This window comes from Pseudomonas thermotolerans DSM 14292, from assembly GCF_000364625.1.
Taxonomy (GTDB): domain Bacteria; phylum Pseudomonadota; class Gammaproteobacteria; order Pseudomonadales; family Pseudomonadaceae; genus Aquipseudomonas; species Aquipseudomonas thermotolerans.
This window is the reverse complement of the sequence record NZ_KB822599.1, coordinates 104,547-129,801: the sequence shown is the minus strand read 5'-3', so window position 1 is coordinate 129,801 and position 25,255 is coordinate 104,547. Positions and strand designations below refer to the sequence as shown.

Here is a 25,255-nt window from a genome sequence, read left to right as displayed (position 1 = left end):
GTCAATAAGTCTTATAGTGATTTACAGTGAATTCAGAGAGCCCGACATGCCAACCCTTGCCCCCGAACAATTGCCAGCCCTTGCCGCCGCCTTGATACGACTGCGCGGGGAAACGCTGGGGCGGATCGCCGAAGCCACCGGTATCCGCGCCGCCAACCTCTCGGTCTGGCTGCGTGGCAAGGAACAGGTGATCTCCGCCAAACGTTTGGTCGGCCTGTTACATCACCTCGGTATGGAAGGCGGCCGCCTGCGTACCGACGTGTTGCACCAGTGGCAGGATCGTGGGGCACTGGATGACAGCAAGCTCGTGCTAGGCAAGCTGCTGGCCAACAAGCAGTCGGTGTGGTTGTTTCAGGATGAGCAGCCGGGGCTTATCAAGACCCGCTTTCTGTTGGCTGGCGATGTGCTGATCCGCATGGAGATCGAGCCGGGCGTCGATCAAGCCCTTGATTTGGCGACAGTCGTCAGGGTGGATCGTGTCATCACCACCCCTGCAGCATTGGCCGGGGTGCCAATCGACTCGTTGGCATCAGCACACAACGTCCTCTTGGCGCTGGCGGAGCAGGCCGCAGCGGACGTGGGTGACGAAGAACTGCTGGAAGGGCTGATGTTCCGTCTAACCGAAACATTAGGCAGTAATGTCTCTTCAGCGCAGGGCTGGCAACAATTGGAGCAGGCGCTGAGGCGGTCCCTAGAGGCTGGCCTGGCCCCAGGTGACATTGCGAGCTTACTCAAAGGGCACCTACAGAACAGATAGCCAGACCGCTTCCTGTTCGAGTGCCAGCCCGGATTGGCGCATTTGTTCGGTTAACGGGCTCAGATAGTCGGGCAACTGGGCAACGGCACTGGCGAATTCCCGAAACGTATCCTGCCATAGCCGCTGGCTGCCATAACGTGCCAGCTTGCTTTGCCAGTCGGGCATCAGCCAGCATTCGCAAGCATCGCCCAGCTGTGCATAAAGCCGCGCGAAATTGGCCAGCCCCACGCCGTCATAGTCCGGGAACAGTACGACACGGCTTGCACGCGGGCGCTGCCCCAGCCAGGCGAGAAGCCGGCCATCAAGCTGTCCGCCGTAGTACAGCAGGGTGGCTTGCGTTCCTACTGGCAGCCAATCCGTGCGGTCAAACAGCGCCTGGTTCTCCACCAGCCAGAGCGGCTGCCCGCTTTGCCAGGTGTCGCCAGTTTCAATGCGCAGGCTGGCAGCCCCGAAGTGGTGCGTGAGCTGGCTGAGTGGCAGTTCGCTCCCGTGTTCGCCTTGCCGCCAGAGAACCTTTTCGCCAACGGCCTTGAGCAAGGGGTAGTAGCACTCATGCTGATGATTGCGCGCTTTGCTGTCGCGCGCGTGGGCGATGTGTTGCGCGCGCTGCGGCAGGTCGTCCGTGGGCGGTATCTCGACTTGAGGCGAAAGCGCGCCCAGATGGATATCGAATAGCTGTGGGTCGCCGACACGGTAAACATCCCCGCGCCCCTGACGCAGGCAGATTACCGCTCCTGTCTGCCGGGCAAAGCGATCCAGAGCGCTGCGCTGAGCGGCGGTGAAATGGCTGGCCGGCAGGGCTTGTTGGCCATGCAGCTTGAGCAAGGCTGCGCGCAGGGTTCGATCCATGCTCAGGCGTCCAGCGGTTCGATGACCTGCCAGCTATGGCGGCTGATCTGGTTGCTGCCGTTGCGCGTGCGAATTGGCACGCAGTAGCGCACGGTCGTCAGCGGCGCGGGCGAGGCAAAAATCAACGAGAAGCCGAACTCCGCTGCCGTGTCGATCAGGCTGCGCTGATTGCGTGCGTCCAGGGCCAGTGCCTCGTCCAGATAGCAGATGCCCTGGATGGGGCGACGCTGATCCTGCATCAGATGCAGCATCGCCAGCCCCGTCACCAGTTTGGCCATCAGCACGGTGCCATTGGAGGCGGCACTGTCGAGGTCGTCGAAGGCTTCCGGCTCGCGATCGGCCTTGCCGACCCAGAAGCGCAGGCGAAACAGGTCGGCCACGCGCAAGCCGTGGCGGGCATTGCCCTCTTCGATCAGCAGGGTCTTGGCGCGATTGAGTTGCTCATCGTCGAGCACACTCTGCTGGTTGAACAACTCGAAGGTTTCGCCGCTGTCCACAGTTGCCGCCGTATTGATCAGCAACTCGATGGCTTCGACCAGCGAGGTCTCATCCTCGGGCTCGATCTTGAAGACCGCGAGGTCGGAGAGCTGCCGCCCACTGATCTTGCGATTGAACTCGCGCATCCGGCGCTTGAAGGCCGCGAGGCCATCGCGCAACTCACGCAGGCAGGCGGCCACATTCACCACAGCCGAGCGTACTTTCCTTTCCAGAGCTTCGGCTTCCTGCGGCAGGTGATGGGCGAATTCAACGAGACGAACAATCTCGCTTTCCGGTTCTCCGACAAACTGATACTTGGTCAATCCGCCGCTATGGATTTCACCCAGCAGATGGCGAATCTGCTCATCCAGCTCCAGCAACTGGCGGCAGTCAGTCAGATAAGTCTGCAGCCGTTCGGCCAGTTGTTCCGGCGCAAACTCGGGCTGGGCCAGCCAGGGGTGGTGTGGCAACTCGGCCAGCCAGGTGAAGGGGCCTTCGTGGTCGATGCGCTGATGACGCCGTTGCTCGATCTGCCGGTGTTGCTGCTGCAAGGCCGCCAAATCCTGTTGCCGCTGCTGCCGCTGCTGATCCAATGCGCGGTGCCGCTCTGCCGACTGCGCCAGACTGGCGCCGAGGTCGGCGAGCTTTTGCGCCAGTGTCTGCAGCCGCTCCTCGCGCTCGGCCTCGCTTTGCCGCAAGTCCTGCATGTGCGCGTAGTCCCGCAATTCGGCATCCAGTTCGGCTAGTTGCTGCTCTAGCGCTTGGCGTTGCTGTTTGACGTTTTCCAGAGCCAGTGCGGTGGCCAATTGTTCTTGCAGCTGAGTCTGCTGTTGCTGCAACTCCTGCTGCAATTCGCTCAGTTCCGCCAGGGTCCGTTGCTGATACTGTGCCGGCAGGGCTTCCAGCCGCAATTGCAAGCCAGGCAAATTGAATTGCCCGGCATTCGCATCGACCAAGGCCGCAAGCAGGGCCTTGCCATCAAGGCGGAAATCTTCGTTGCCCAGGGTCAGTACCGGCTTGGCCAGCACCTTGTTCAGCGCGTTGAGTTGTTCCGCAGATACGACACTGGCCAGTTGTTGATAGAGGTTCTGCCCCTGGGTGCGCAACTCCTGCGCCAGCTGCGCGGATTCCCGTTCGATCCGGGCCAGCTCGCGCTCGATGGCCGCAGGCGTGCGGCTCTGTGCCTGGCCGATACGCACCACCAGCGCATCCCGTTGTTCCTGCAGCTCGCGGCGGCGCGCCTCCAGCAGGGCGCGGTCGGGGATCAAGGCAAAACGCTGCTGCAACGCGCGCAACTGTTCGCTTTGCTGGCGGAGCTGCTGTTGTTCCAACTCGCACTCTTTCTTCTCGCCAGCCGACTGCATATCCTGTTCGCGCAGGCGCTGCAGCTCGACATCGCACTGCGCCAACTCATGCTGCAAGGTTTGCTGGCGGGTCTCGTAATGCTGTTGCCACTGACCCAGTGCCGCGTCGATCAAGGGGCGCCAGCACAGCAATTTGCCGCGCAACACCAAGCGGGCCTCCTGCTTCTGTTCCAGTTCGCTCAGAGTGGCTTGCAGCCGCACGGCGGCCAGGTACTGACTGCGTTCGGCGTTGAGGTCGGCAAACGCCTTGTCCCATTCGGCCTTGAAGTCGATGCTGGCATCCGGCAGATCGCGGCGGAAAATCTGCAGCAGATAGTCCTTTACCTCGCTGGAGCGCAGTTTGTCCAGGCGCAGCGTGCGGGTCAGCACCCGCTGAAAAACGCTGGCATCGCTGGCGTGCTCCAGCCGGAAAACGCAGAAATCCTGCTCGCTGGCAAACTTGCGGCTGCGTCCGCCGTACACCATGTCTTTGAATTCGCTGCTGCTGTAGCTGAACACCCGGCGCCCAAAGCTCGCCAGATGGCTGGCCAGTTGCGGTTGGGGTACCAGGGTGCCGTCCGGCAGGCAGAACTCCTCAACCTTCAGCGGCCCGGCATAGGCGAAATACTCGTACTCGAAGCTTACCCCTTTGCCCACGCAGCCCAGCACTACGGTGCCGGACTCCGGCAGCGACACCTCCAGCAGCACATAGGCGCTGTTGTTGGGGAAATAGAAGCGCCGGCTCTTGTCCACATCGTGCGCCCCGAAATCCATGCGGCGGCGGTCGATGATCAGCAGAAACTGCAGGGCATTGATCAGGCTGGTTTTGCCGGTATTGTTGGGCGCCACCAGAGAGACCGCACCATCGAGCGGCAGCTCGGCGCGCGAGTAGCCGGCGCTGCCCAGCAGGACCAGACGTTGGAAGCCGTACTGCATCAGGTGTTCTCCTCGTCGTCTGGTGCATCCGCAGTCCAGTCTTCCGCTGCGGGCGTGCTCTCTTCGTCGCCATCGGTCTTGGCCGTCAACGCCAGGCTTTCGAAATGATCGAGGTAACGGCATACAGCGGGCAGCAGTCGCCAGCCCGCCGGCTCTGGCACGGCAAAGCCGAGGTTGCAGGCGCGGCCCATTAGCTCCACCAGGGCGTCGGGGTTGAGGCCCTCGGCATCCAGCAGGTCTTGCTGTTGCTTGTAAACCTCGGCCAGCCAGGCGCTGTCGATCAGCCAATCGGTAAAGCGCTGCAGGGCCTTGCCGGCGTTGGCCTGGGCATCGAAGATCACCATGAACAGCAAGGCCAGCTGGCGGCTGATTTTGCCGATGTTGCTGTTGGCGTCACTGTTGTGAAACCAGGCAAAGCCCCTGGCATCCAGGCGCAGTTCGAACCCCAGCGCGGCAAACAAGCCGACATAGCTGGCCTCGTGCTGTTCCAGCTCCGCCCACAGCGCGGGCTCGGCCATTCGATTCAGGTGTTTGCCGGAGAGAAACAGGCGGAACAGCTCGGCCAATGCCGGCATTTGCGACAGCGCGGCTGCCAGAGCGTGTGGGATCGTCATTGCGGGATACTCACGCGGTGAGGGTGATGCAGGACGCGAATCGTCTGCAGCGTGGTTTTTTCAGGCTGGCTGGCTGCCTCGAACTGCCAGCCGGGCTCATGTTGCAGGTCATGGAACAGGCGCAGCAAGGTGGCATCCTGCAGGTGGGTGTAATGGCGGTGCAGCCAATCGAGCAGATTTTCCACTGGCAGGCTGCGGGCCAGATGCGCACGAATAGCGGCTTCGTCCACCTGCTCCAGCAACGGAACGTCATCGCCGGGTTCATCCTGCGGAAAGGCCACCGCCTGCGGCTGGTATTGGCGCGCGGCAGCCATGACCACCCGTACCTCATCGCCCAATTGCAATTTGAAACCGCGCTCATTGCGCCAGACGGGAAGTGCGGTCTCATCCGCCGGGCGCGACAGTGCGCGACGCAGGCCGCGTTTGCGCACCTGCCCCAACAGCAAGCTGATGGCACTGGTCAGTGCGTTGTGCTGACGCAGCTCTTCGCGTAAGGGCAGCAGTGTATCGGCGCACTGTTGCGCAACCAGCCGCCCAAAGCGCCGCAGCTCCTTGGCCTGGTGCGCCACCTGACGCAACTGCAGGCGATGCGAGTAGAGCGCACCCTGTACCGACAATTGCTCTAGGCTCAAGTCGAGCGCACGCTCCGCTTCTTCCAGATAGCGATAAAAGGTACCCTGCGAGCCGCTGTCCATCATCTGGTTCATCGGCTCCACATAATGATCGTAGGCTTCCAGCACCTCGCGGTAGCGCTGGCTGATTGGCATGCTGCTGTCGGCGCTTTTGGCGTTTTCCGCCAGCTCAAAGAGCGCGTGCCGGTCCTGATCGAGCTGCAGGCTGATCTGGCGGAAGAGTTCTGCCAGCTTGTTGGCGGCCCCGCGCACGCGATCCATGTCGGCCCCGAGCATCCCTTCATTGAGTGCTTCGGTGGCTTCACGGATCGCAGCAACACGAGCCTGCAGTACGGCAGCCAGGCCCAGCTCATGTTCACGGGTGAGGCCGCGCACGAACTCCAGCACATAGGCATTGAGCTGCAGATCGCTGCTGCGCGGCAAGGTTTGCAGGATGTCCGCATTGACCAGGGCACGCAGCACCGCGCCCTGCGCTTCGCCATCCCGTTGCCCGGATACCTTGGCAATACCGTTCAACACCTGATCGCTGGTCAGCACGGCAAACTCGCGCGACAGCCGCACCAAAAGCTCCACGGTGTCCCAATGGGTGTAAAGCGCGTAGACCAGCGAGCGAGGGTTGGCCATGTCAGTTCAGTCTCCCACCACCGAGCAGACATGCCCTGTGCGGCATGCTCTCACCCGCCAGCCGCACAGGGCGGCAACCCGGCGCATGGCCGCAGCGGGGTTTCATAAGGTGCAGGCTGGACGCATCGACCATTCGTTGTCCCCACGCCGCCGCGCCCGATTTCTGGCGAAATCGAGCCCAGCGGCCACATTCTTTGTGCTCTCGAGAGCCAGCACAAAGAATCTGCTCATCGTGCTGGGGACAAGCGACTCTCGGGCTGCGTCCCGGCCGGAATGTGTCAGGCATGGTGGCAACACTGTGTGCACAAAGTGGCGTCAATGTGGTGAACAGCGTGGCAACATTGTGTTGAACATGGCGGCAGCATTGTGGCGACATGTGGGTCACCGTGTGGCAACAAGGTGGCGCTGACAGCTCAAGCGGTCGCATGGATGAAAGCATTCAGTGCCGCCGCGATGCGTTTACGGCGCTCCTGCAAGAACGCCTTGTAGTGATCCAGTACCAACAGTTCCTCCTCCACCGGGATGCACTGTGCCGCGAATGGTGCCGCACCGTGCTGCGCCACCAGCGGCAACAGGTAGGTCACAGGAGCCTTGTCGCTGATCGCACGATTGGTTTTGCCGCCGATGAAAGCCAGGTTGGCGATGTCGTCAGCCTCACGGGAGGTATAACTGCCGCGCAGCAATGCCTTGGGGAAAATGTGATGAAACTGCAAGCGGTGCTGGCTGCCGGAGTGATCCAGGGCAATCGCCAGGTGGCTGCGCCAGTCCTTGGCGCCTGCCGCACGAAATGCCAGGAACATGGTCTTGAACAGCGCACTGCGCTGGTTGCGCCCCTCCAGCTCTTCCGGCGTGATCTCAAGGTGGCCGAACTGCAGACGCAGCCGGTCGATCAGTTCATTGACGCCGCCGCCATTGCGGATGATCGCCAAATCCTGATCCAGAATGGTCTCACTGGAACCCCGGGAGAAACGGCCTTTAGCATTTGCGGCCAGGGCCCAATAACGCAACTGTCGCGCCTCGTCATTGCCAAGCGCATAGTTGCGGCTGTGCCCGAAGTACGCCAGAACGACCAACAGGAAGGGCGACGACAGCAGCGCCGGGCTATCGATGCCCAGGTTGCTCCGGGCGAAGTTGAGCGCGAATTCCATTCCCTCGCAGGCTTCTTGCCATGCCTTCTGCAGCTTCTCCACGCTCAGGCTGGCGACGATCTGGAACCGCGATTGACCGGTGGCAAACGCCATCAAATTCTTCAAGTGCAAGCCGAGATCCAGGTCAAAGCCCGTTTTTGCACAGGCCTGCTGGAAATCCTGGAATGTCTGCAGCGAGTGCCGCCACTTGGCGGTGATCTGCGCCAGCGCCAGGTCGGAACTGCGCAGCTTGGCGCCCAATGAATTCACGCGAACGAAGATTTCCGTGACCTCGTCATATGAAAGCGTGCGCTCCAGTACATCCATCCGGTAAACGTACTTGCGGATGCCTCGCAGCCGGGCCAGGCGCTGGCTGTATTTCTCGTAACGCGGATCGTCAAAACCACTGACGCCGGCACGCTTGAGGAACGGCGCATCGTTGTCGGTCTTGAACACGTCCGATACCTTCACCCACTGCGGAAGCTGCTCCAGCTTGCGGGTTGCCACCACGAAGGTCATCTTGTTGAAGCGCTTGAGCAGTTCGTCCTCGGTCGAGTCCGTCTCGTCACCGATCAGTTCGCCGTCCTCATCGAAATCCTCCTCATCGCCACCGTTTTCTTCCACTTCGGTCACAACCGCCAGTTGGTCGGGATGCTCGAGGTTGAACAACAGGTCGATGGGCCGACGACGGCCGCGCACCGACACCGGCTCGCCGCGAATGACGGCCGAGAGTGATGTCAGACGCTGCTGACCATCCAGCAGAAGCCGCGTGCTTTGGTAGGGGTTCGTGCTCTGGCTGACCGCGAAATCCTGCAGCGGCACGGCTTCATCCGTTTCCCAAAGCAGGATGGCGCCCGATGGGTAGCCGCGATACAGCGAATCCAGCAAATCGCGCACCCGCGTGGAACGCCACACATACTGCCGCTGCATTTCCGGCAAGCGCAGCTCACCGCGCTCGATCATCGAGACCAGTTCTTCAACGCTGGCTTCGGCCTTGGCCATGGTTATTCCTTATTGCGTCATTTGAGGTGAGCAAGTCGCCAGATACGGTAGTGCCTCAAGCCTTCACAAACCTCAAAAAGTCGGCCAGCCGCCGCGACTCATTGACTTCATCGTGAGGTACGAGCAGATACCGCCACGGTTTGCCGCCGACGCTCGCCGTAAAGTCCGACGCGTGCTGGCACCACTGCAAGGCAGCAGCAGCTTTGGCCTGCACCTCTTGCGTGTTGATATCGCCGCGTGCTTTGGTTTCCACCATCAAGATCGCCGAGTCCGTTTCGGCGACGAAGTCCGGGATGTACTCCGGCTGCTCGGTGCCAAGCTTGTAGTAGATCTGGAACTGCCCCTTCGCAGGCTTGAACCACTTCAGGGCATCGCGCTCCAGGATGATGGCGAAGCGCCGCTCAGTGTCCGAATCGAACTTCTGTAGCGGGTATAGACAACGCGAGAAGCCCCCGAAGAGCATCTGCTTGATGCGACTGGTTTCGGTCACGGTCTCCCGGAAGTGGTGAGCCGTTTGGCCCGCCGTGGCGGTGTAGTTGCACGGCTTGAGTTCGGTGAAGCCGCGACTGACTTGCACCTCGTACCCGGTCGCCTCTTCCCAGAAGTGGTCCATCATCTGGGCGTGAATTTCCCGCGCGATCAGGCGGCGGTCACGATCCAGCACGCTGATGGTTTCTTCCTCGGACAGATAACTGCGCAGGTGCTGCACCATCTGGCCAGCGAGGTCGTAGAGGAGGTCGGCGTGAGTGAAGTAGTCGATGTCATCGAAGTCCACCAGCGCGTGGACAATGTAGTCCTCCGGGCGTTGTTCCTTCAGTCCGACCTCGGCGGCCAGGGTGAACTGCTCGTTGGTGCGCAGCATCTGGCCGACGATCTCACGCTCACCCGGCTGGAGATGGAGCTGGCTCACATCCAGCTGGAAGGGATGGAAGCCGGTCGTGAACTCGCCCTTGGGCACCACCACAATGCGCGGGATATCGATGGTCTGCTGCACGACAACCTCGGTCGTCTTCGCCACCACGGCAGCAAGATCCAGCGCGGGCTGACTGGTATCCGCCTCAGCCAACAGATTTCCCTGCACCGGCTTCAGCCGTTCAGCGACCTCCGCCACGATCTTCTTCTGCACTTCCGGCGTCAACAGCGCGCTGCTTGTCGGCACAAGGTCTCGCCTGACCTCATACTTCCCGATCACCTCCATCACCATACGCGCAGCCTGTTTTTCCGCATCGGTCGTGAAAACCGGCTCAACCGCAGGCGCCGTCTGACTCCCGTCTTTGGCTGTTACCGAAGCCGGATCGGCTCCTGGCGCAACAGCCGCAAGCCCAAGCAGCGCCGCCGCACCGGACTCGACCTGCACGCTGACCTTCTTGTCGTCGGCACTGGGCGCTTCCAGGATGACCTGCTTCAGGCGAATGGGCGAGTCGCCGCGGTTGGCCTCGTCGATGATCTCCTGGAACTTGTCGTGCGCAACGATGTTCAGGCGATCCACGGCCGCGACGCCCGTGCGCTTGCCGTAGGGCAGGCGCAGGCCGCGTCCGATGGACTGCTCGATCAGCGTGCGTGCGTTTGCAGCGCGCAACGGCACGATGGTGTAGAGGTTGGTCACGTCCCAACCTTCCTTGAGCATGTTGACGTGAATCACGATCTCGGTCGGTTCATCCACGCTCTCCACGGCCAGCAGGCGCGTGATCATCTCTTCTTCTTCCGCGCCGGTGCGGCTGGAATCCACCTGGATCACCTTGCCTGCGTAACGCCCCTCATAGAACTGCTCCGACTCGATCAGCTCCTTGAGCTGGGCCGCGTGCTTGGTATCACGCGCGATCACCAGCATGAAAGGTTTGACGGTCTTGACGCCGTTCTCGCGGGCATAGGTCAGCAGCTCCACCTTGGTGGTTTCATGCAGGCGTACGCCATCTTCGAGCTTGATCTTCTCAATCTCTTCGGGCGTGTGATCGCTGGCCTTGAAGTTGCGCTGGGTAACGACCGCCGGCTCCTTGACGAAACCATCCTCCATCGCTCGTGCCAGCGGGTAGTCCATCACCACGTTCTTGAACGGCACCGGCCCTTTGCTGGATTCGACAAAGGGAGTCGCGGTCAACTCCAAACCGATCAAGGGCTTCAGCTCGTTAATGGCCCGCATGCCCGCTTGGGCGCGGTAGCGGTGCGACTCGTCCATCAACAATACGAGGTCCGGCAGATTCGCCAGGTAGTTGAAGTAACTGTCGCCTAACACCTCGCGCATCCGCTTGATGCGCGGCTCCTTGCCGCCGCGCACTTCGGAGTTGATCTTGGAGATATTGAAGATATTCACCCGGATACCGCCGAAAATGTCTCCGGTGATATCAGCCCCGGACTGATCGTAGTTGTCCCCGGTGATGATCCGCGGCGGATTGATGGCGAACTCGCCAATGCCCTTGAACACGTACTTGGGCGTATTGGGCGTGAAATCCGTGATCAGCTTGTTGTAGATGGTCAGGTTGGGCGCCAGCACAAAGAAGTTGTTGATGCCGTGCGCCAGGTGTAGGTAGGCGATGAAGGCGCCCATCAGACGGGTCTTGCCGACCCCCGTGGCCAGCGCGAAGCACAGCGAGGGAAATTCCCGCTCGAAGTCCTCCAGCGTGGGGAACTCCGCCTTCAGCGTGCAAAGAATGGCCCCCACCTCCCGATCGTGGCTCAACAGCTCGGGCGCGGCCCCAGTGGCGCGCACCAGCCGCTTCAGCGACTCCTCCTGCGGCGGCCGCAACGACAGGCGGCCGGTCACGGCGTGCAGAACGCGGCTGTTCATCATTCATCCTCCCCAAACAATGCGCCCTGGCCCGCCTCCGCAGCCGGCGCCTTTCTGCTTTTTTTTCTACTCGCTTCCGCCTGAGCCGGAGGCTCAACGGGATCAGGCTTTGCCATCGGCAGGTTCGCCACGTTCAGGCTGTAGTCGTCGCGCCCCCATTCACAGCGGGCCAGCACCATCTTCGGAATCTTCTTCAGCGTCAGGTTCGGCCAGCGCTCCGCCGCTTTGGCCGCGGTAACGCCATGGAAAGCGGCGCAGCACACCAGCAGGCTCCGCTCCGGGCCGACTTCATCGGCCAGCGCCTGCAACTGCTCGGCGGACAGGTTCTGCGTAGTGACGTAGATGAAGTCCCGCTCGCTGGAGTGGCCGTGCTGCCACCAATGCACCTCGGACGGCGCGTAAGTGAAGCCCTCCAGCTTGGCCAGTGCCTCGGCCAGCATCGCCGCGTTGTACTCCGGATTGATGACCGGGTTGCCCCAGCGGTCGTTGACGATCAGGCTGGGGGCAAGGCGGTAATAGCGGAAGCCGCCGCCGCCTTTCCAGTTCACGGCTTTGCTGATACCGCCTTGGTCCTCGCCGTCGATCACCTTTTTCAGGCGCGGGATGATGTGCGTATGGCAGTGATCGCCCAGTTCCACCATGATCCAGCGGCGGCCCATTTTGTGAGCGACAGCGCCGGTGGTGCCAGAACCGGCAAACGAATCCAGGACCAAATCACCTCGATTTGTGGCTAGGTCAAGTACGCGCTTCAATAGAGCCTCAGGCTTCGGTGTGTCGAACTGGCTTAACTGATCTATCAGTGCTTTAACTTCGGCCTTTGACGTCCTGTTGCTTCCAACCTCTTTGTGAGTCCAGATGGTCTCCGGAGGGCGCTGTTTCCCTTCCTCTGCATATATCTTGTAATAAGGATTCCATCCATTCTTGGACTTAACCCATTCAAGCTTGTCGGCATCTCGCTGTACGCGCTCTTGGCTCCACCGCCACCGACCATCGACCCCATCTTGACGCTTCGGATACACGGCGGTTCCATCCGGCGCCGTAATGGGAAAATACAGCGTTGGGCGGGCCTCCCTAGTGTCATCGCCGCTGCCCATTGCGCGAAGCGGCTTGGTGTAGTAACGGCGTCCATCGGAGTCAGTCTTGTTGTAGTGCTTTGTTGCATCATCGGTGTCATCCGGAAGTCGAGCTAATTTCAGCGCGTCAATGGATTTGGCATAAACTAAGACATAGTCATGGCGAGAAGAGAAATATCGAGAGTCCATCTTCGGACTATCTGATTTCTCCCAGATCACCGAGGCTACAAAGTTTGGGCGTCCGAATATCTCGTCGCAGAGCACCTTGAGGTAGTGAGCCTCGTTGTCGTCAATGGTGATCCACAGCGAGCCGTCCTCCGAGAGCAAGCGCCTGATGATCTCCAGACGGTCACGCATTAGCCCTAGCCAAATGGAGTGCTCCAGCCCATCGTCGTAATGGGTAAACGCACTCCCCGTGTTGTAAGGCGGATCGATAAAAACGCACTTCACCTTGCCGGAAAACTCCTGCTCTAGCGCCTTCAGCGCCAGCAGGTTGTCACCAAAGATCAGCCGGTTGTCGAAGATGTCGTTGTCCGTCACGCGATGCTTGGCGTGATACGACTTTTCCGGATCTTCCAGCAGGATACGCGGCTCCAGCTTCGGCCGCTTCTCCTTGCCGATCCAGGTTAGTTCAAGTTTTTGTTTGCTCATGAAGTTGTTCTCATAGTTGCGGCGCCTTGCTCGACAGGTAATCGAGCAAGCACTGGCGCGGATAGGTGTCCGCTACATTCTGAATAGTGCGTAGTGGCGCCATGGCCGGATCAGCACCCAGGTCGAAATGTGTTTCCATCAGATCAGCCAGGAAGGCCACCACGTTGCCCTGGTTGCGGAAGAATGCCAACGGCCCCCCACCCAGCAGGCGCTGCTGCCCGAGGTCGAAGGTCTGCTGCCGGAGCTGATCGAGCGGCTGGCTGATCAGCGCGAGAATGGTCGCGGGGTCAATGACGGCCGCCTTGCCAATGCGGCTGCGTAGGCGCTTCATCATCACCGCCGTGATGACGTGAATGCCGTGCCGATAAATCAGGCGTTCCTGGCTGCGCGCCGCAGCGTTCTGCTCATATCCGACAACAAGGGTACGGATGGCACGATGACAAAGCACAGCGTTGACCAGGGCCACTCCGTTCAACTTGGATGCAAACAGATCCCGGTATTCGGCAGTCTCAGGATTAGCCAGCCGACCGGGCTCACTTTTCAGCCACACGGCATAACGTGCATCGTTCTGCAGTGAGGCCAGGGCCCTCAACGCTTCTTCCAAGGTAATGATCTTGGTACCGGTTCCTGCTGCTTCGGGACGGTAACGGTAGTCGAAGCCGAGGTGGGCGATTTCCTGTCGCAGTCGTTCCTGGGTCTCATCGAGCGCAGCGAAGCTGGCGAGCTGTACCGGGTTCTGGTGATTGCGCGCCTTGGTGACAAGCTTGCCGAATGGCCTGTCTGCCGGGGCCTTGATCAAGGTGAGCATTACCTTGGCGCCATTGATGTCACTGTTCGGATGACGAGCCGCAAACTCGGCAGCAGATGCGATCGTCTGCGCGCCATTGATGATGGATAGGCCACGCACTATCAACTTCTTGGCATCATTCCTGTTGCCCTTCGGATCAATCTGGTCGCAGACGGCAGTGACGCCATTGTTGAGATAAAAGAAGCTGCCGGGTTCGTCTCGTAGCGTTGCATGGATGGCCTGATTCACATCGGTTTTGCTGCCGAGGAAGTAGCGAATATTCCGCTCGTACAGTGCCTTTCCCTCTTTGTTATGCAAATCGACCAGATCATTCAGTCGTGCGATGCCAAAGTAAGCCTCACGTGGCTCCTCGATATTTCTACACTTGTGCAAGGTGATCGCGGTATTAACAGGCTTATAGGCCTGTTCAGCGAGCAAGTCGCGGGTGATCTCAACTGATGTGTAGTAAATCACCTCCTTGTCGAGCCGCTCTTCGTCAAGATCATCGTCATTCAGCAGTTCTTGTAGTGCATCGAGGGCTGACTGTGATACGCCGTCTCCGGTATAGGGTACGACCAGCTTGATGTGGCTGCATGTATCGAGCGCACTTTCGATCTCAACCTGACGGTTTTGAACGTTCGCGTTGAACCTGCTGAAATCCTGTTTCAGGAGCCGGCGGATGCCGCTACAGAACGCCTGCGCATCCCCCTGCTTGAACTGCTCGGACTCCTTGAGCTTGGCTTGCACAAGGTAGAGCGTTTCCGTTGCAGCATGGTAGTAAATTGCATCCAACCCCTTGTCATTGAAATCGTCAACCACGGCAGCGGCAGACGCTTGCGGCGTGATGTCTAGTAGCTTGTGTAGAGCAAAAGCGCTGAACGCACGCGATACTTGCTTGGCCTGCTGCTGGTCGGCCGGCTTGGTGGTATCCAGCAATGGGGGCAGAAAAGGCACGAAGCACTCGGCCAGCGCCTTCTTCAGAATTTCCATGTACTGAGGTTCGAGCGCCGCCATCAGCCCATCCCTCCGATACGGGCGCGCGCGCGCGCCTGGGCACGGGCCTGCAACATGGCCTGGACTTGCGCATATAGCTGGGCGTTGGCCTGCTCCCTATCGGCCAGCACCACAGCCAAGGCGTACGGTTCTGCTTCGGCTCGATGCTCATCGTGTGACCACGCACTGTCTTGCCGGGTAACCACGACAAACACTTTGTCGCCCCGCACAGGTACTTGCCTGAACTCCCAACGGGAGACTTGCAAGGTGCCATTTTTGCGGGTCTCGTTGGATAGCCAGCGGCCATTGCTGTGCTCCCCCATACCTTCTTCCCGGTTGCGCTGGAAGGCACGAGTCACGTCATCCAAGCTGTCGGCTACCACGAGGTTGAACCAGAGTTTCGTGCGGCGATAGTCCAGGCGGGTTGTGCGCACATCGGGACTGTAGGCCAGCGCCACCGTAATTTCGCGGGTACGGCGCCCGTTGGCCCAGAAGCTTTCCGGCACGGGCAGTTCGAAGAAATGATGCTTGTCGCTGTCGATGCGTTCTTCCGCCAGCAAGGTCACCGTGTTATCAAGCGAGCGGTAGAGTGCCGCATCATCCACCCTGCCGTAGCCGATGAGTTGCAGGAGCCGTTCACGTCCTTCTGACCTGTACCCGGGGCCAAGCAAGGTTTCGCAAGCGCCAGGCCAACGCGCGTGCGCGCCGATCAATGCACGCAGCAGGTTCGGCGTGGCATCAGGAACTGCGGCCAGCAGGCGCGCAGCCTTGTGGGCCACCAGCGGCGCGGCATAGCTGGTGCCGATGCCTTCCGAGAAAGGTGAACCCGCGGCAAATCCACCATTTAGCGATATGACTCCAAGCCCCCTTCTTGCGTGGTGAGGTACTGCGCCATTACGCAGCAAAGCGAAGTTGCCAGCATGTTCGACCACATCCGGTTTGATGGCCCCATTGATGGATGGCCCGCGCCGCGTCAAAGGAAAAGGCTGGTTCGCCCGTGCCAGGATGTGATCTTCTATGGTGTCAGGATATCTCTGCGCATCGCGCGTAGCCTCGAACAGGCTGATGCCGCCCACCGTAAGGGCATTGAGCGCCGTGGCGGGGTCCAGAAGCCGTGCTTGCTCTTCAAACAAGTAGTTGGGGTATTGCTCGCGAGCGTCCTGCGGCAGCTGATAGGACTGCAAATTACCCGTCGGCACCACAAACAACACGCCCAGCTCGCGTGTCAGACGGTCCAGGGTATAGGCCAGTCCCCGGACATGCCGACCGTCGTAGACCTTATTCAGGTCGCCATAGCTGAGGTTGAAAATCTTGCAGCCGTACTGTTCGTGCAGATCGCGCACCGCTTCCTCGACCGCTTTTTCGACAAACTCGGCCTGATTTTTCTGTTCATCGTCTTCGAACACCTTGCCCGAAAACAGGCGCAACTGTGGAACGAACTGGCGCTGCTGGATGGCGTTATCGACATCACCGTACAACGCAAGTCCACCGACGAAGGTGCCATGCCACGGTTCGGCATCATGAACACTTCGATGCGGCTCCAGATAGCCTTGAGCATCGCCGACAGCAGCGGCAAGCAGGGGGTGACCTGAGGTCAAGCCGGAGTCGAGAACCGCAATCGCAGGCGCATCGGCAGACGGTGGATCGACAGCTGGAAACTGGTTGATGTCTGTCATCAACAGCTGAACGGAAACGCCCAGACGAGGCGGCAGATCCACCGTGCGAACGTCCCGGTGGCGCAGAAGCAGTTCTGCCTGTTGCTGGTTGCAGCGCACGCGCAGCATCACAAGCGAGGGTTGTTGAAGCGCGTCCAGCTTCTCGATACCGCGGTCCTGCAACCAGGCCACAAAGGCGCTGAACATGGCCTGACGCTTGTCTTGCCGCTCCTGAGGCCAGAGTTCAATATCGAGCGTGAATGGCGCCCGTGCGGGAAATCCCTGTTCGCGGAGAGCGTTGCCAGTGCGGTCTTCCGGTGTCCAGTGGTCGAAGTCCTCGATGGCGTACAGCAGCTCCTTTCGTGTAACGCTACCGTCGCGCGCCAACGATGCCAAACGCCGTTCGAACTCAGCCAGGCCTTCCTCGGTGGCGAAAGCCAGAACAACCGCCTCGTCTTCTTGACTAACGATCTCGACACCAGGGATGGCATCAAAGGGAGGAACACTCTTATCCCCAGCATGCAACCGGATCTTTAGCAGTTTTCGATTATCGAAGCCGCCGATATCTGCTTGTTCAGGATCCAAAATACGGGATTTTGCATCTCGGAGCTTATTTGAAAGCTCTGCACCATATGCACGCGGATTCTCCGGTTGGAGTCCGCCCCCATACTTTCGCGGATGACGCAGATTGATCGGTGTTTCCCGTTCCAGGCGCAAGTGTTCATAGGCCATGCCGTCGCTCCGTCCTTTCTGTATTTATTTTTAGTCCTTATGCCGGTACTCGCGGGCAAGCGCGTTATTCAGATGGTTTTTTTCCAGAAACTCGCGGCCAGACAAAATCATTTCCTTGACAGCCCTTCGCAGGACACGCTCGATATCCGCGTGCGACATGCCTTTGAACAGCGAAGCTACTTTCGCATCATCAGCTTCAAAGTTGCGCCGTATCCCTGACAACTTGAGCGCGAGCAGACGCTTGATCTGCTCTAAGTTCGGCATCTCGAAGTGCACGACTTCATCAAAGCGCCGCCAAATAGCCTTGTCGAGCAACGTTTCGTAGTTGGTCGTGGCAATGAGGATGCTTTCCCCCCGATAGCTATCCATCATCTGCAGGACTGCGTTGACGGAGCGCTTGAGCTCGCCATGGTCGCCACTGTCACCACGGTCTTTGGACAGTGCGTCGAACTCGTCAAACAGCGCGACGACGGGTTGCTGCGCGATATAGTCGAAGACCTTGCGCAGATTGGCAGCCGTTTCTCCGAGAAAAGATGAAATCACCGAGTCCAGGCGAACCAGAACGAGCGGCATGGACACGGCGTTGGCAATGACCTCAGCAGCCAAGGTCTTGCCGCAACCTGGAGGACCGCAAAACAACAGCTTCTGCGCAGGCTGCAAGCCGTAGGAGCGCAATGTGTCGGCCCGGTTGTGCTCCATTAGGATTTCGTCCAGGGCCGACTGCGTCGCATCGGACAAGACGATGTCTTTCTCTTCTCGCACAACCGCGCGCTCTTCAAGCAGCGCAAGACCGTTGTCCTTGTTTGTTGGCAGACCGGGAAGGCTGTGTGACCTGCGGCTGCTGTTCCCGGCAGAGGTCTGATCGCCATAAAGCAGGCGTTCGAGATCATTAGCGAGCAGGTGATGATTCTTTTCTCTCTCTTCCTTGATAACAGCCTCGGATGCCGAACGAAAAGCTGCGGCATCGCCATGAACTCCAGATTTGATAAGTTGCCGCAGCAATTTTCCGCTAGCCATACCTTACTCTCCTCACTTCGGGGCGCGCTTCAGCCGCGGCCTGATCATATGCAGGCCTAACGGTGCCACTTGATTATTCATTACACCAGTTCCCATTCGACGGTGAACAGCGTTCGCTCCTCGACCTGCTGCTGGAGCTGCGCTTCAAGCTGTCCGATCAAATCGTTGCGCTGCGCCTCAACTTCGTCCTGCCGGGCGAAAAGCTCGCGGCGCAGCTTGCTGCGCTTGGCTTCCAGTTCGCGCTGCTTCTTCTGCCATGACAGCTTTTCTTCCAGCGTCGGCGAGGTTGCGGCGGTGCGGCGCACTTCCTTGATCTCGCGGTCGATTTCCTTGATCTCCTGCTCCAGGCCGAGCTTCAGGTCATCCGCCCAGGCATCCAGCTTCTGGACTTCCTGCTCGAAGTAGCCGAGGTTGCGCTGGTTGATTTCCCGCAGGATTGCCGTTCGCCTGCTTTCAATATCGGCGGTCAACGCAGGAGACTCCGCGCTGTCGAGCAGTTCTGCGGGCTGCTCGGTGGCCGGCAGGCGCAGCAGTTTTTCCGGGTCGTCCTCTGCCAGGACAATGTCATCGGTGGTGACGGCCGAGACCAGAAGGTGCTGCTCCTGATTGCCCAGGGCTTCGACTGAAATCAGCTTGCAGGTGAGCCAGCCAGTCTTGCCGCGATAGGGCTCCAGGGTGCTGACTTTGGTGCCATATCCGTCGTAGTCGAACATCAGCCGCGCACTGCCCAGCTGGCGGGACTTGGCCCGTTCCACGACCCAGACGGCCAGCGGGTGATTGATACGGTACAGGTGCGCTTCGCCGGAGCGGCGCGGCAATTCGTAGCGGCCGAGGCTGAGGTCAGGCTCTGACAGACCTTGAGGCAAACGATGCAGGCTGAAGCCGTCATTGTCGAAACTGGCGTAATGGCCCAGTTCTGTGCGACTCAGCTCGATCAGCATGCGCTCGAAGCGGCTGCGGGCGTTTCGACCTTCGTCTGCCCTTATGCGTAGCTTCTCCTGCACCTCCTCGTCGAAGTTTTCCAGCAGTACCTGGCGTGTCTTGACCATCGCCTCGTTGATCTCGGCAGAGAGATCGAGCTGGAGCTGCTCAAAGCTGAACTTGATCTCGTCCGGGTCACGGCAGTTCTGGTAGATCTCGGCGATGCGGCGCTCGAAATCGACACCGGAGCCGATGGCACCCAGCACCTCGTCGCTCGCCCCAAACACACCTTCGAACAGCTGGAACTTCTGCGACAGCAGTTCGTAGACCCGCTTGTCCGCCTCGTTGCTGAGGTCAACGAAGTTCACAACCACTACGTCGTGCTTCTGGCCATAGCGGTGGCAGCGCCCGATGCGCTGTTCGATGCGCTGCGGGTTCCACGGCAGGTCGTAATTGATGACGAGCGAGCAGAACTGCAGGTTGATGCCTTCGGCCCCGGCCTCGGTGGCAATCATCACCTTGCCGCGCTCCTTGAAGTGCTCGACCAGTGCCGCACGGGTGTCGGCGGTCCTGGAGCCGGTGATGCGGTCAGTGCCTTCGTGGCGCTTGAGCCAATCCTTGTAGATCGCCTGCGCGCGCTGGTCGCTATTGGTGCCGTTGAAGAGCACGATGCCGTCGCCGTATGGCGTGTCAGCCAGCAAGTGGAGCAGGTATTCCTGCGTGCGCTTGGACTCGGTGAAGATGATGGCCTTCCGCGCCGCTCCAAGCCGGTCCAGTTCCGCAAAAGCCCGATCCAGCGCGGTGAGCAGCGCCTTGCCCTTGGCGTTCTCGCGGATGCTGGAGGCCAGCTCTTTGAAGTGGCGAAGCTCTTTGATTTCCTGCGCGATGGCATCCCGCTCCGAGCGGTTCAGCGCCGTAGAGCCGGGGCCTTGAACGCTCCATTCGTCCGCGGTTTCGTCGAGCGACTCGTAGTCCTCATCCAGTTCCTCGACGAGATCGGGGATTTCAGCCGTTTCGTCGAGCACTCCCTGAAGGCGCTTGGCCATCGTCTCCAGCGCACCTGCGATGGCGTGTGAGCTGGACGCGAGCAGCTTCCACAGCACCAGTGAAATCAGCTGGCGCTGCCCCTCGGGCAGAGCCTTGAGGTTGGGGCGGCGCAGGTAATCGGCGACGAGCCTGGACAGTTCCTGCTCTTTGCTCGTTGGCGTGAACTCCTGAACGATGGCCTTGCGCGCTGTGTAGGACACATAGGGCTGCACCTGTTTGCGCAGGGTGCGCTTGCAGATGGGGGCCAGCCGATTACGCAGGCCGCTGAAAGCCTGTTCCCGGCCAGTGAATTGCGCGCGGAAACTGTCAAGGTCTCCGAATACGCGGTCATCGATGAAGCTGACCAGTCCGTAGAGTTCAAGCAGTGAATTCTGCAACGGCGTCGCAGTCAGGAGCACCTTGGAGTGAACATGCGACAGCGCCTCTTTGAGAGCCTTGGCAATGACGTTGCTGGTTCTGTAGACGTTGCGCAGGCGATGCGCTTCATCGAGTACAACCAGGTCCCAGTCGATGCCTTTGATATCGTCAGCCTTTGCCTTTGCGAACTGGTAGGAGCAGATGACTGGACCAGAGGCGAACAGAAATGGGTTCTGTCGATCCTGCTTGCGAATTGCGTTGTAGCTTTTGGCTTCGAGAATCAATCCTTGCAGGCCGAACTTGTCTTGCAGTTCCTGGTGCCACTGCTTGCGCAGGTTGGCCGGGACGATGATGAGAACCTTGCGGCGTCGCTCGGCCCAACGCTGAGAGATGACCAACCCTGCTTCAATGGTCTTGCCGAGCCCCACTTCGTCAGCGAGGAGCACACCGCGCGAAAGGGGATTGCGGCAGGCGAAGAGAGCGGCATCCACCTGATGTGGATTGAGATCAACCTGCGAGTCGACCAGTGTTGAGGCCAGCGATTCCACGGAGTCACCTGTCGCGCGGCGCGTCAGAAGCCATGCGTAGTACTGGCTCTGATACTGCGTAAGGGGCTGTTGCATCAGTTTCCCCCCTCTACCTTGACTTGTTTCCACTTCGCCCCTCGCCCCTTGCCCATGGACTCGATCAATCCCTCTGACTTCATTGCCCGCAATACCAGCCGTACCATGTCCCGGCTCACGCCCGGGCAGGCCTCTTCGATCTCAGAGATCGAAAACGGCAGGCAGCGCCCCAGCACTTCCGCTCGCACCCGGTCGCCTTTACTGCCACGGCCACGTTCGATGGTGCCGACACGCTCCTCGAACTCGCGGTATGCCCGCAGCAAGGCACCCCAGAAGTAGTCGAGCCAAGGCTTTGCGTCGTGCTGCCCCTGGTGCCAGCCCTGCGAGCTGGCTTCCAGCGTCTCGTAATAGCTTTCCTTGGTATCTTCGAAGATGCGTTCCAAGCTGATGTAGCGGCCCACGGCATAGTCGAAGTGGTAGAGCAGCAGCAGGGTCAGCAGGCGGGACATGCGGCCATTGCCATCGGGGAAAGGGTGGATGCACAGGAAGTCGAGCATCGCCAGCGGCACCAGTATGAGGGGGTCGGCCAGGTGTTGATCCAGCGCGGTAGCGTAGCGCCCGGCCAGACCGGTCATAGCCATGGGTGTGAGGTGCGCAGCGACCGGCTGGAAGCGTAGACGTGACGTGCCGTCCGGGTGACGCTCGATGATGTCGTTATTGGTAGCCTTCCAGCGCCCGCCCGCCTGTGGCATGTAACGGTACAGCAGGGTGTGGAGTTGCAGCACAACACCCTCGCTGAAGGGCATGTGCGCGGCAGACTCGTGGATCAGCGCCAGGGCATCGCGGTAGCCGGCGATCTCCTGTTCGGAACGGCTCTTTGGCGTTGCGTTGCGGATGACCAGCGACTTCAACCGCGAGGGTGCGACGACAACGCCTTCCAGCCGGTTAGATGACTCGGTGGACTCCAACACCGCGATCTGGCACAGACCCTTGAGGGCTTCGGGCGACTGCGCGGCATAGAGTTGCTGCTTGCCCTGATACTCGCCCAGTGTGCGCAACGTGGCGGCCTGGGTGCCATCGAAGCGAAGCGCGGCAAGGTACTCGGGTGTGAGCGAGTGCATGGAATGTAGGCCCAGGCCGTCTAAATGGGGTAATCATAGCCATTAAATGGGGTACTGTCTCTACAAATACCCTGTTATCAGTCTCTGACTACTCCATTTCCTCAGCTTCTTGATTTTGACGTGCGCTTGCACCTCCTCGGCATTCGCCACCCTCATATATTTCCCTTTACTGGCAGACCTTGAGGATCAGGTCATACGTACGAGCGTATTCCAGCACCAGAATTTCGATCATTGAAGCCACCGAGCGACGCTCGCGATCAGCAGCCAAGCGCAGAAGTTGCTTGATCTCAGCGGAGGTGCGGATGGATAGGGTTTCGTCCTTCAGGCGTGACATGGCAGCGTCTCATCAGTGATGTCCCGCAAATGAACTGCGTTTTCCCTCCCCCCGCCATGATTCTCTTCAGGGGGGGCTGTCTTGCTTGAGGCTGCTCGATGGCGCGGCGCCTTAGCGGTAGCCGGCCTCACGGAGCGCTCAGCCTCGATGGCGATGGGATGCAGGGCATGCCGGCTGCTGGCCTGATTGGCTTGCCCGTAGTGTCGCCGTGTCTTGGCGCTGGCATGTCCCAGCCCCTGGCTGACTGAATCCGCTGCAGCATGCCGTTTCAGGTCGGCCGCCCATTGGTGACGCAGGCAGTAAGCCGTGACAGTGTGCTTGTGCTTCGGCCAGAGGCTACGTGCCAGCCGACGGACTTCGACGGTGAAGTTGACCGGGCTGTCAATGCAAACGAGCAATTCCCGCCGCCCCGCTAGCCGGATGCGCAGAGCCTCCAGCAATGGATGGGGATCGTGTGCGCCATAGGCGATCAAGCGGTGCGGCTGACCTTGATGCGCCTTGACCTTGGCGCCATCGATCTCGAACCTGATCTCGCCCATGCCGCTGCGCGGATTGTCCACCCGGCGAATGAGCACGCCGCGCCGCAGTTCTTCCGGGCGGCAGCCGGTCAGCGCGGCGACCAGAATTGCATCGGCATACTTGCCTTTTGCAGCGCGCTGATACAGTTGCTCGCGCCAGTCGCCGGGGAGGCCGCGCAAGGCTTGCCGCTTGCTGGCACGCTTGCGGCGCTCTCCGGGATGGCCGCTTTGCCGGGTTATATCGAACTCGCGCAGAAATGTACGCTGTTGTTGCAATTGGGCTTGGATGGCCATTACTTGCAACCTGTCCATAGGTCGAGTAGAGAGCGCGGAACGCAGGCTTTTCAGCTGCTCGACAAGATCGGCGTAGAGGCAGTAGCGAAGCGCTGCGACGCGCTTGTAGTAGGTTGTCGGACGCTGGGTGGCCGTGATTACTTCGGCCACCCCGCCTTCGGCGTAGCGAGCGCGCTGTAATAGCGTGCGGCCAAGCTGGCGATAGTCTTGCCTGGTCTTGCTACTCAAGCTGGCAAATTCATCGGCCGGAAGCATGGCTTGCATCTCGCGCCGGCACGATTCGATCAGCGCAACCATCTCATCCGCGTCGATCATTTCGTTCACCGTGGAACATCGCTTTCAAATCGGCGATGGCCTTTATGCGTTCAGCCTTTGCTTTTTGACGCTCGGCTTCTGACTGTTGCACAGGGGCGCGCAATTGCATTGCCTCCATCGCCTCCTGTCGGTTCTTTCGCCAGCGGACGATATTCGGCGCGAACTCAGGAATGAATTCCCCCGCGACAGCGCTATTCATCACGGCCAGCAACCATGAGCGGACGGAGCGGATGCCCGCATGCTTGCCACTGCCGGCCGCCGATAGCACGCCAGCCAATTCGTCAGCGGCAAGCTGTATCTGTTTGAATCGACCAGTCGTAGGAAAGCATTTACACATTGCTCGCGACGCTGAACGCCGTATCAGTCGCAGGCTGCCTCCGCTCTGGTGCGCAGCTCGGCGACGGCATCGGAGTTGGGAATATCTGGAGCCATGATCTTTGTGGTCATGCCTGTGCTTGCTCTTTCCATTCGTCCAATCTGTCCGCCCATTCCTGCATCATGGCGCGACGCTCATCGAAATAGGTGGCGTGGTTGTAGGTACGACGCACATTGTTCTGGTCAGCATGGGCAAGCTGCGCTTCGATGGCATCGGGACGGTAGCCCATCTCGTTAAGGCGGGTACTGCCGGTGGTCCGCGTGGCGTGTGGGCTATAAGCGCCACTCCACCCCAAAACCTTGAGCGCCTGGCGAAGCGATGCGGCGGACATAGGGGCGTTGCGATCATCCCGGCCAGGAAACAGGTGCTTGCGGTTGCCGGTAATGGCATGCAGTCCTTTGAGCATCTCCACTGCCTGTCGTGGCAGAGGCACGACGTGCTCCTTGCGTGCTTTCATGCGCTGCGCCGGGATACGCCAAACAGCCTTCTCAAGGTCAAACTCATCCCAGGCCGCCTCGGCCACTTCGGTCGGTCGCGCCAGGGTCCACCACATCAGTTGCATGCAATGACTTACCTGAAAGCTGCAGCGGTGGTTTGCGAAGTCGCTCAGCAGTTTGCCGATCTGCTCTTTACTCAGCGCCGGTTTGTGCTGGGTCTTGTTTGCTGGTAGCGCCTTGCGTACCGGCCAAACCGGGTCGCTGTCGGCTCGCAGGGTGGCGACGGCGAACTCGAATACGGCGGACATGGTGCGCCGCGCCTCGGCGGCGACCGTGGGGGCGCCACGCTTTGCTGTTTTCTGCAGGATGTCCAGGACATGGGCTGGCGTTATTTCGCGAACCGGCATATTGCCGATACTGGGGAATACCACGCGCTCCAGCATATCCAGACGGCGGTTCTTGGTGACATCTTCCCAGTCCTTTGTCTGCAGCCACTCCTTGGCGACGATCTCGAAGGTGTTCTTTGCTTCGCTGGCTTTCCGGATGCGGTCGAGCTGCCTTTGCTGCGCGGGATTGATGCCTTGCTTGACCAGTTTGCGTGCGGCCTCGCTGCGTTCCCTGGCTTCAGAGAGCGTAACAGCAGGGTATTCGCCAAGCGCAAACATGCTGGCCTTGCCATTCAGTGTGAAGCGGTATCGCCAAGCCTTGACTCCGTTGGGCTTGACTTCGAGGTAGAGCCCGCGCTGGTCATTCAAGCGGTAGAGCTTCTCCCTGGGCTTGGCGTTGCGGCAGTGCGCGTCGGTAAGCATGGTGGCTGACTCCTTGTCATGGCGACAGCGGCACTATACTCATTTATTCGCACGCCATCCAAAAACTGTACTCACCATCGTACTCAGGCATGCTTTGACTGCTCGGGAA

General features: G+C 60.0%; 17 protein-coding genes. 1 reads left to right on the top strand and 16 read right to left on the bottom strand.

Translation table 11 applies throughout. The features are described from left to right. The first annotated feature begins 46 nt into the window (after positions 1 to 46). Entirely contained in the window at positions 47 to 757 is a 711-nt protein-coding gene (locus tag H165_RS0100585) for a hypothetical protein (protein ID WP_017936948.1), read from the top strand. On the opposite strand, the gene H165_RS0100580 is transcribed toward H165_RS0100585, so the two are convergent. From H165_RS0100580 to H165_RS0100510, 16 genes are all read right to left on the bottom strand, one after another. Continuing rightward, positions 743 to 1,606 carry a DUF7281 domain-containing protein gene (locus tag H165_RS0100580; protein ID WP_017936947.1) on the bottom strand — a complete coding sequence of 288 codons (864 nt, stop codon included), beginning with the start codon at positions 1,604 to 1,606 and terminating at the stop codon, positions 743 to 745. The genes H165_RS0100585 and H165_RS0100580 overlap by 15 nt on opposite strands. Positions 1,607 to 1,608: 2 nt before the next feature. Then, on the bottom strand, positions 1,609 to 4,362 hold the full coding sequence (locus H165_RS0100575) for a hypothetical protein (RefSeq protein WP_017936946.1): 2,754 nt from the start codon (positions 4,360 to 4,362) through the stop codon (positions 1,609 to 1,611). Next, positions 4,362 to 4,976 (bottom strand): condensin complex protein MksE, encoded by a 615-nt coding sequence (locus H165_RS0100570; RefSeq protein WP_026146252.1) that lies wholly within the window; start codon positions 4,974 to 4,976, stop codon positions 4,362 to 4,364. The genes H165_RS0100575 and H165_RS0100570 overlap by 1 nt, the downstream gene beginning before the upstream one ends. Continuing rightward, positions 4,973 to 6,232, bottom strand: coding sequence for a hypothetical protein (locus H165_RS0100565; RefSeq protein ID WP_017936944.1), 1,260 nt, complete (start codon positions 6,230 to 6,232; stop codon positions 4,973 to 4,975). The genes H165_RS0100570 and H165_RS0100565 overlap by 4 nt, the downstream gene beginning before the upstream one ends. A 413-nt stretch (positions 6,233 to 6,645) precedes the next feature. Beyond that, on the bottom strand, positions 6,646 to 8,361 hold the full coding sequence (locus H165_RS0100560; protein WP_017936943.1) for a GmrSD restriction endonuclease domain-containing protein: 1,716 nt from the start codon (positions 8,359 to 8,361) through the stop codon (positions 6,646 to 6,648). Positions 8,362 to 8,416: 55 nt separating this feature from the next. After that, a complete protein-coding gene (locus H165_RS0100555) occupies positions 8,417 to 11,146 on the bottom strand; it encodes a DEAD/DEAH box helicase (protein WP_017936942.1) in 2,730 nt (909 codons plus the stop codon). Then, positions 11,146 to 12,870, bottom strand: coding sequence for a site-specific DNA-methyltransferase (locus H165_RS0100550; RefSeq protein ID WP_017936941.1), 1,725 nt, complete (start codon positions 12,868 to 12,870; stop codon positions 11,146 to 11,148). The genes H165_RS0100555 and H165_RS0100550 overlap by 1 nt, the downstream gene beginning before the upstream one ends. 10 nt (positions 12,871 to 12,880) lie before the next feature. After that, on the bottom strand, positions 12,881 to 14,671 hold the full coding sequence (locus H165_RS0100545) for an AIPR family protein (RefSeq protein WP_017936940.1): 1,791 nt from the start codon (positions 14,669 to 14,671) through the stop codon (positions 12,881 to 12,883). Beyond that, complete coding sequence (locus H165_RS0100540; RefSeq protein ID WP_081609307.1) at positions 14,671 to 17,037, bottom strand: S8 family peptidase; 2,367 nt, start codon at positions 17,035 to 17,037, stop codon at positions 14,671 to 14,673. Before H165_RS0100540 ends, H165_RS0100545 begins: the two co-directional genes overlap by 1 nt. Before the next feature lie 30 nt (positions 17,038 to 17,067). Further along, positions 17,068 to 18,054, bottom strand: coding sequence for an AAA family ATPase (locus H165_RS0100535; RefSeq protein WP_026146250.1), 987 nt, complete (start codon positions 18,052 to 18,054; stop codon positions 17,068 to 17,070). Positions 18,055 to 18,134: 80 nt separating this feature from the next. Beyond that, positions 18,135 to 21,002, bottom strand: coding sequence for an SNF2-related protein (locus tag H165_RS0100530; protein ID WP_081609306.1), 2,868 nt, complete (start codon positions 21,000 to 21,002; stop codon positions 18,135 to 18,137). Beyond that, positions 21,002 to 22,063: a Fic family protein gene (locus tag H165_RS0100525; protein ID WP_017936934.1), complete on the bottom strand. Its 1,062-nt coding sequence runs from the start codon at positions 22,061 to 22,063 to the stop codon at positions 21,002 to 21,004. Before H165_RS0100525 ends, H165_RS0100530 begins: the two co-directional genes overlap by 1 nt. A 166-nt stretch (positions 22,064 to 22,229) precedes the next feature. Beyond that, positions 22,230 to 22,397 (bottom strand): hypothetical protein, encoded by a 168-nt coding sequence (locus H165_RS19720; RefSeq protein WP_017936933.1) that lies wholly within the window; start codon positions 22,395 to 22,397, stop codon positions 22,230 to 22,232. Further along, complete coding sequence (locus H165_RS18985) at positions 22,385 to 23,524, bottom strand: site-specific integrase (protein ID WP_211206277.1); 1,140 nt, start codon at positions 23,522 to 23,524, stop codon at positions 22,385 to 22,387. The genes H165_RS19720 and H165_RS18985 overlap by 13 nt, the downstream gene beginning before the upstream one ends. Further along, positions 23,508 to 23,792, bottom strand: coding sequence for a hypothetical protein (locus H165_RS18980; RefSeq protein WP_211206276.1), 285 nt, complete (start codon positions 23,790 to 23,792; stop codon positions 23,508 to 23,510). The genes H165_RS18985 and H165_RS18980 overlap by 17 nt, the downstream gene beginning before the upstream one ends. Before the next feature lie 175 nt (positions 23,793 to 23,967). Next, positions 23,968 to 25,146 carry a tyrosine-type recombinase/integrase gene (locus H165_RS0100510; RefSeq protein ID WP_017936930.1) on the bottom strand — a complete coding sequence of 393 codons (1,179 nt, stop codon included), beginning with the start codon at positions 25,144 to 25,146 and terminating at the stop codon, positions 23,968 to 23,970. Between the last annotated feature and the right edge of the window lie 109 nt (positions 25,147 to 25,255).